The following is an 8,140-nucleotide window of genomic DNA, read 5'->3' as shown; positions in this document are numbered from 1 at the left end:
GGTTTACTTTTTTTGGGGCTGCATTTTATTTTTTAAGGGGCGTTAAAAAATAAAACTTTGGCACTTTAAAAATATTTATTTTTTTGTATCTCTTGAATTTTAAGAAATACTGGCTTTTTATTTCTATTATTAATTTTCAACTTTTACAATAGCCATTCTGCTATTGTAAGGTTTATTTCCTTTTGCTTCTAACGCTTTAGTTGCTTCTGATAAATCTTCATGTTTTTCATAATAAATGTAATATTTACTTGTCGTTACATTGTAAAAGAAATTAACATCTGAACGACCTGCAGCAACTGCTTTTGTTAAAAATTCATCACGTTTTTCAACGCTGTTATGAACAGCAATAATTAGATAATAACCACTTTCAGAATTTTTAATATTCTTAATAATTTGCATGTTTGACTGGTCTTCTCCAAAGTCAAAATCGCTTTCTGTTAATGGCGTGCTACTCAATTTTGTTGTTTCTTTTATACGTTTAAGAGCTGCAAGATCTTGTGCATATCTTCCTTGATCGTTTTCATATGCCGCACGTTTAATTCTACGTTTTTTCTCAATTTCTGTCTCTGTTTTAATACGCTCTAAATTTGCAATCAAAGCGATATTATCTTGTTCAGCTTTTAACTGAGCTGCTTTCAATTGATTTATTTTTTCTAAATAAGCTCTATTTAAAGCATCATCTTTATTAGGAACTTTTTTAAGTCTTTCGTTGTATAAGTTTGTCAAATTAGCAATAGCAGTCTTTTGAGCAAAATTAGCATCTGCTATTTGACCTTTTAATGATTCTATCTGAGCATTTTCAGCACTTACACTCTTAAATGGTTTAGGTTCTTTGTAAATACCTTTTTCACTCAAATCATTTTCTTCCTTCATATCATTCAAGTCTTTTTGCTTATTAGCAACTGTAGAATTGAACTGAGCAATTAAGTCTGACTGTGCTTTCCCTGAATTTTCAACTAATTGTGTTAAGTTGTCTAATTCTTTCGCAGTTTCATCTTTTTGAGCTGCAGCGGCTAATGCTTCTGCATCAGATTTCGCTTTAGCATCTGCCGCAAGTTTGGCCTGAAGGGCTTCTGCATCAGCTTTGGCTTTCGCTTCTGCTGCCAATTTCGCTTTAAGAGCTTCTGCCTCAGCTTTAGCTTTCGCATCTGCTGCAAGTTTGGCCTGAAGGGCTTCTGCATCAGCTTTTGCTTTAGCGTCTGCTGCCAATTTCGCTTTAAGAGCTTCTGCATCAGCTTTTGCTTTAGCATCTGCTGCGAGTTTGGCCTGAAGGGCTTCTGCATCAGCTTTTGCTTTAGCGTCTGCTGCTAATTTCGCTTTAAGAGCTTCTGCATCAGCTTTTGCTTTAGCATCTGCTGCAAGTTTAGCCTGTAACGCTTCTGCATCGGATTTCGCTTTGGCTTCTGCCGCAAGTTTGGCCTGAAGGGCTTCTGCATCAGCTTTAGCTTTAGCGTCTGCTGCTAATTTCGCTTTAAGAGCTTCTGCATCAGCTTTTGCTTTAGCATCTGCTGCAAGTTTAGCCTGTAACGCTTCTGCATCGGATTTCGCTTTAGCGTCTGCAGCAAGTTTGGCCTGAAGGGCTTCTGCATCAGCTTTGGCTTTCGCTTCTGCTGCTAATTTCGCTTTAAGAGCTTCTGCATCAGCTTTAGCTTTCGCATCTGCTGCAAGTTTAGCCTGTAACGCTTCTGCATCAGCTTTTGCTTTAGCGTCTGCTGCTAATTTCGCTTTAAGAGCTTCTGCATCAGCTTTTGCTTTAGCATCTGCTGCAAGTTTAGCCTGTAACACTTCTGCATCGGATTTCGCTTTGGCTTCTGCCGCAAGTTTGGCCTGAAGGGCTTCTGCATCAGCTTTGGCTTTAGCGTCTGCTGCTAATTTCGCTTTAAGAGCTTCTGCCTCAGCTTTTGCTTTAGCATCTGCTGCAAGTTTAGCCTGTAACGCTTCTGCATCGGATTTCGCTTTAGCGTCTGCAGCAAGTTTGGCCTGAAGGGCTTCTGCATCAGCTTTGGCTTTAGCGTCTGCTGTTAATTTCGCTTTAAGAGCTTCTGCATCAGCTTCTGCATCAGCTTTTGCTTTAGCATCTGCTGCAAGTTTAGCCTGTAACGCTTCTGCATCGGATTTCGCTTTAGCGTCTGCAGCAAGTTTGGCCTGAAGGGCTTCTGCATCAGCTTTGGCTTTAGCGTCTGCTGCTAATTTCGCTTTAAGAGCTTCTGCATCAGCTTTAGCTTTCGCATCTGCGGCAAGTTTTGCCTGAAGAGCTTCTGCATCAGCTTTCGCTTTAGCGTCTGCCGCAAGTTTGGCCTGAAGGGCTTCTGCATCAGCTTTTGCTTTAGCGTCTGCTGCTAATTTCGCTTTAAGAGCTTCTGCATCAGCTTTTGCTTTAGCGTCTGCTGCAAGTTTGGCCTGAAGGGCTTCTGCATCAGCTTTCGCTTTAGCTTTTGCTTCCTCAGCTAATTTTAACTGTTTTGCTTCTTGTTCTGCTTTTGCTTTATTAGTTGCTTCTGCATCAGCTTTAACTTTAGCATCAGCAAGTAATTTCGCTTGTAATGCTTCCATATCAGCTTTAACTTTAGCATCAGCAACAAGTTTAGCCTGTAACGCTTCTGCATCGGCTTTCGCTTTAGCATCGGCTGCAAGTTTTATTTTAAGGGCTTCTGCATCAGCTTTTGCTTTAGCATCAGCAACAAGTTTGGCCTGTAACGCTTCTGCATCAGCCTTTGCCTTGGCTTCTGCAGCAATTCTGGCTTGTCTCTCTTCTGCATCTACTTTTAATTTAGCTTCAGCAGCTAATCTTTCCTTTTCTGCTAATAATGCAGCTGTTCTGGCTTTAGCATCAGCAGCAGCCTTAGCTTTGATTGCTGCATCTTTCGCAGCTTTTGTTTTAGCTTCAGCCGCAGCTTTAGCTTTTGATTCTGCAGCTATTCTGGCTTGTAATGCATCTGAATCGGCTTTTGCTTTAGCATCAGCAGCTATGATAGATTGCAAATCTGCAGCTTCTGTTTTTGCCTTGGCTTCTGCTTTACGTTTAGCCTCTTCTGCATCAGCTTTGGCTCTGGCTTCTGCTAATAATTTCGATTTAGTAGCCTCTGCATCGGCTTTAATTTTGTTTTCTGCTGCTAATTTGATTTTTAATGCTTCTGCATCGGCTTTAGCCTTATTATCAGCATCTAATTTTGCTTTTGCTGCTGCTTCTGCATCTGCCTTAACTTTTTCTGCAGCAGCTAATCTAACTTTCTGTGCCTCAGCATCAGCTTTTGCTTTTGCTTCTGCAGCTAATTTTGCTTTTGTAGCACCATCTACTCTTGTAACAGTAGGAGTCGATTTTTTTGCTATTACAGGTTTTGGTTTTGAAGTATCTATTAAAGAACCTTCTTCATCATCTCCATAATAGTATCTTGTATTTTTAAATTTGTACGCAATAACAAATTCATGAGAAGCTCCTAAATTTGTGAAATTACCTAAACCTCTTTCATAATTGTATTCAATTGCGATATTAGCTGTTATGTTAACTCCTAATCCACCGGAAAGACCATATAGAGTATTATAACCTGCTTGTGCCCAAATTCCCTGAGGCATAGTAAGCATGGCAAGTCCAGAAATAATCGTATTGTCTTTTTTAATTTCTGTTTTTACAATTCCTGAAAATTTACTTTGATCAAAAAATCCGTAACTGTCTATGTAGCCTGTGTACATAGCATGCAGTTGAATGGCTTTTTCAGGATCGTCTTTTACCATTCCAGAACCAAAATTATACAGTACCAAATTATTCATGGATAATCCGAAATCAAGAAAAGCAGTTCCGTAATTAATACCTGGATTTATAGCAATTAAAGTATTTGATGGATAATCAGTATCTAATACTACATCATCAGATATTATTTTTCCTTTGTCTAAACCACTTTGATAAGCACCAACGTTTAATCCAAAAGTTAAATTACTGTCTTCCTGTAGAACAATATTATGGGCAAAATTGACAACTCCTCCAAAAACGGTCATTAAACCGTAATTTTGCTGAAACAAACCTATAGCATAACCATCATTTTCTTTTAAACGTCCTGAATAATTAAAAAGGTAAGTATTAGGTGCATCATCAAATTGTACGTATTGTCTTTTATTATAAAAACTTACCATTGGGTTTTGCTCACGAACAAAACTGAATGTTGGGTTGATTAAATATCTATTAAACTTTAATGAATTTCGGACAGGTAATGAAAACGAAACAACTCCATTCTCATTTGTATCCTGAGAATAGAGTAACTGTGATGTACCGCATAATAAAGTTAAGAATAGTAAAAATTTCTTCATATTATTTCAGCACCGTTATTGATCCTTTTTTTTCACCTGCATCGCCTTTAATAACATAGTAATATACCGGATTTACATTTTTAATATCTAATCCTGTCTGTGGCCAATCACCCTGATAATTGACAACGTCCAGAACCTTTTCGCCACTTGAGCTTATAATTATAACCTTTGTGCTTTCATTTCTATAAACATCAGGGATATTCCAATATGGAGAATCACTTAGCTTAATGATATTTGGAATTACTGTAGCATTACCCGCTGGCCCGTTAACTTTAAAACTAAATTCTTTTGTAGAAATACACCCACCTGCCTGAGAAACTTTTACTTTATATTTTCCTCTAAAAGATATTAAATAAGTATCAGTAGTTGCTCCTGCAATAAGATTACCATTCAAATACCATTCATAAGTTGGGTTTGAAGCATCATCTGTTACAGTTACACTTAAAGTTTCACCTTCGTCGATAGATGTTTCATCAGCAACATCAATACTAGCATCGAAACTATTCCGTATCAGATTTATACTTCCTGAACCCGAACAGCCGCCAAAATTAATATCTACTGTATAAACTCCTGATTCAATAGTACTGTATGTCCTGCTAGTTGCTCCTGCAATTACAGAACCATCTTTTTTCCATATATAGCTATTTCCACCACCAGTAGCAGTCAGGATAGTGTTACTTCCGTTTGCACAAAAAGGATTTCCTAAACTGGAGCTAATAGTTGTAGATGAACCTGATCCGGATGCACTCGTTACAGTAACACGATTAGAACTAAAATTAACATCTGAGCATACTCCATAATCCAACTCCGCATAATAGCTTCCAGTAGCATTAACAGTCAAAATTTTATCACTTTGTCCTGAAATTAATACGTCATCTTTATACCATTTGTATTTAAGGTTTGGATAATTTGCCGGAGATGAATTAGTTGTATTTGGTGTCGGATTATCAACAGAAAGAGTAAGGCTTCCTCCTGAACAAAATGTTGCAGAAGTGCCTTGATTATTAATTGTAAATGCTTTTACATAATCTTTGTAGTATACTGCAAAAGAAGTTGCGTTAGCAAAATTTCTAATTCTTGTACTATTTATTCCTTTGTTACTTCTAACTCTTATGCTATAATTATTAGATCCTTTGATTCCGGCAGGAATAGCAAATTTTATTGTTTGCTGAGTTACAGACGGATTACTTACATCTAATTTTGTAGCAAGAATTGGAGCCGAAGTTACAAATACTCCGTTCTCATCACTTAATTCTACATCAAAAACGACATCTGAAGAGAAATCGCTATATGTAAAGGTCACATTATACTCATTAAAGGGTATGCCGCTTACTATATCTCCTGCGCAAATATTTACAAAATCAAACTTACTGGCTGAAATTGTTTGCGCATTAGAATGGTAAACGGTAAATAAAAATACTCCTGAAAAAAGTAATGTTTTTATCAGAGAAAGAGTAGTTTTTTGCATCATATAGTACGAATTCTTGCTAAGTCTATATCTTCAAAAAACAAAATGTCTATAAAAGTTTCAGAAAAGTCATATTTATAATTCTCAATAATATCTTTTGCAAGAACAGAATAAGATGAGATTTTTTTTGATTCTTTTTCTGAATTGACAGCTCTATTTGTTTTGTCAATTCCTTCAGCTTCTACAGCAAAGCTACCCTTGGGGATGGATAGCTCTACTATAAACTGTTTAGAATACTCTAAATCAATTACAGATGTAATTTCCGTTATTTGGTTTAAATTTTTTAACGTATGATCTTGTTGACCAACAGCAACATTTGAATTTATAGGTTTTTCAATTTTGCATTGGGCATATAAACTTAACGATAAAGGGGAAACCAAAAATATTGTATATATAAAATACTTTTTAATACTTGGAGCCATATTCTATTTGATCTTTATTTGGGTCCTGTCTTAAGACATATACATAAATTGTCTGGGGACTTTTATTAATAAAATTTACGCTTTGAAATAAAAATCTAAATCTATTATCTATTACCGCTTGAAGCAGTAATTTTTCCTAATTGAAGTCTGAAATCTGGTTTTTTTGGATTAAAAATATCTATAAAAGTTTCTTTGTTATCACTTTGAGAGTATACGTTAAAAAACACACTGTTACCATACCAACTCTCTAAATCTTCATTGTTAGAATTGAATTCTGTAAATATATTACCTTTACATAGGTTGAAAAACATTTCTTCAAATTTAATTTTCTTGAGATTAGCATCGTTAATCTCTGTTTTACTATCTAATAAAACTGCAGGATTAAAACCTGAAATTACACTACGTTTTATTTCCAATGAAGCATTTTCAGCAATATATACAGCTTCTTTTACTAAACCTGACTGAATATCTGCATTTATATTTTCACTATCATTAAGCATTGTAATGTTTGATGCTACAACTAAAGTTTGTTTTTTAGTAAAATCTGTTTCACTCTTTTTCTCATATGAAGCAACTTCTAAACAACGGGATCCATCTTTGTTACTTGATAAGTAAGAAGATCTTACTGCAAGTGAGTTATGCAAACGACATTGAACTCCTTGAGTAAACTTATAATCATCATTGATAGATTTATAAGAAACTAATTTAGTAGCATTAAGATCTCCTCCAAAAAATCCAAATGAATCTCCTGCAGAATAACTTACCATTACATTTTCTAAGATTGTTTTATTTCCAACACCAGCAAGTGTTAGACCATTGAAAGTTCCTGAACCTTTTACTTTTTTACCGGCAAATTCAATTCTTACAAATCTTAATATCCCTGAGTTTCCTGCAACATTATCACCACCATAAGTAGTTTTTGTAGGATCAAGATCTAAATTATAAGAACCAACATTTCCAAATTTATTAATCGGAGCATCGCCAAGAATCACAATACCTCCCCAGTCACCAGCTTTTTTCTGACTTCTGTTAGAAGTAAATACAATTGGGTCAGTCTCTAAACCGTCTGCAATAATTGATGCACCTTTTGTGACTACCAATGTTCCTTTTGTTTCGAAATCACCGATAATTAATGTTCCCGGCTCAATTGATAAAACAGCATTGTTAGTAATATAAACATTTCCCTGCAAAACATAAATGTTTTTCTTAAGCAGTTTTGTGTTTGTTGAAATGTTTCCAGCTAAAATTTGGTTGGCTTCACCGTATTCAACTTTGTTAGGCTTAAATTCGGTCCAGTTATTCAACCAATTGTTGTAGCCCATAATTCCTTTTTCTTGTTGAGCACTCATACTTGCAACTGTCAAAAGAACGCAGATAATTTGAGTAAATTTTTTCATGATAAGGGGGTATTAGGGTTAATAATAAATTTGGGTATGCGTAAATTATAAAAACTCATCCCGCGTTTTCCAAAAAAATCAGAATACATCGAGAACGAGCTGTTTTTAATACCCTTTTTAAAATGCTAAATGAAATTTAATCCATTTACGTAAACATTTTAAAAAGGGTTTCAAAAATATTTAAAAAATTACATTTCGTTCAATTCGTTGAATTCATGTAAAGATTTCAATGTTCCTTCGTAAAATAAAATTGCTGCTATTAAATTTGCCTTGTCTGAATAAGGCATCATTTTTCTTTGAAAATCTACAGTAGTATCTAAAAATGCACTAGTTCCTAAAGCTTGATTTTCTAAAGATTTTTTGTGTTCATTATCGTCTGGTATACCTAAGTCTGCCATAGTAACACCAGGTTTGGTAACCAAAGCAATGTAAGGAAGTGTTTTTACTAAAACTTTAATACGCTCAATATACAACTCTAATAATTCTCCTTTTTGCATTCCACTCAATTCCTTTTGATCGTGATATTTACGAATAAGAGCTGTAGTACTAAT

The 8,140-nt window shown here is 35.3% G+C and carries 5 protein-coding genes; all 5 read right to left on the bottom strand.

Features of this window, described 5'->3' with window-relative positions:
- Positions 1–129: 129 nt before the first annotated feature.
- A complete protein-coding gene (locus BXU10_RS17510; RefSeq protein WP_078228873.1) occupies positions 130–4,302 on the bottom strand; it encodes a type IX secretion system membrane protein PorP/SprF in 4,173 nt (1,390 codons plus the stop codon).
- Between the two features lies 1 nt (position 4,303).
- A complete protein-coding gene (sprC, locus tag BXU10_RS17505; RefSeq protein ID WP_078228872.1) occupies positions 4,304–5,773 on the bottom strand; it encodes a gliding motility protein SprC in 1,470 nt (489 codons plus the stop codon).
- Positions 5,770–6,192 (bottom strand): hypothetical protein, encoded by a 423-nt coding sequence (locus BXU10_RS17500; protein WP_078226713.1) that lies wholly within the window; start codon positions 6,190–6,192, stop codon positions 5,770–5,772. Before BXU10_RS17500 ends, sprC begins: the two co-directional genes overlap by 4 nt.
- A 104-nt stretch (positions 6,193–6,296) precedes the next feature.
- Complete coding sequence (locus tag BXU10_RS17495) at positions 6,297–7,589, bottom strand: hypothetical protein (RefSeq protein WP_078226714.1); 1,293 nt, start codon at positions 7,587–7,589, stop codon at positions 6,297–6,299.
- Between the two features lie 188 nt (positions 7,590–7,777).
- Positions 7,778–8,140 (bottom strand): hypothetical protein (locus tag BXU10_RS17490; protein WP_123922043.1); only part of this gene is annotated, 363 nt, incomplete at its 5' end.

Origin of the sequence: Flavobacterium sp. LM4, assembly GCF_002017935.1 — a bacterium.
GTDB lineage: Bacteria > Bacteroidota > Bacteroidia > Flavobacteriales > Flavobacteriaceae > Flavobacterium > Flavobacterium chungangense.
The sequence above is the reverse complement of the archived record's forward strand: the minus strand, read 5'-3'. Positions and strand labels throughout refer to the sequence as shown.

Coding starts and splice junctions, on each gene's coding strand:
- BXU10_RS17500 (WP_078226713.1), bottom strand. CDS start 6,192: ATGGCTCCAAGTATTAAAAAGTATTTTATATATACAATATTTTTGGTT.
- BXU10_RS17510 (WP_078228873.1), bottom strand. CDS start 4,302: ATGAAGAAATTTTTACTATTCTTAACTTTATTATGCGGTACATCACAG.
- BXU10_RS17495 (WP_078226714.1), bottom strand. CDS start 7,589: ATGAAAAAATTTACTCAAATTATCTGCGTTCTTTTGACAGTTGCAAGT.
- sprC (WP_078228872.1), bottom strand. CDS start 5,773: ATGATGCAAAAAACTACTCTTTCTCTGATAAAAACATTACTTTTTTCA.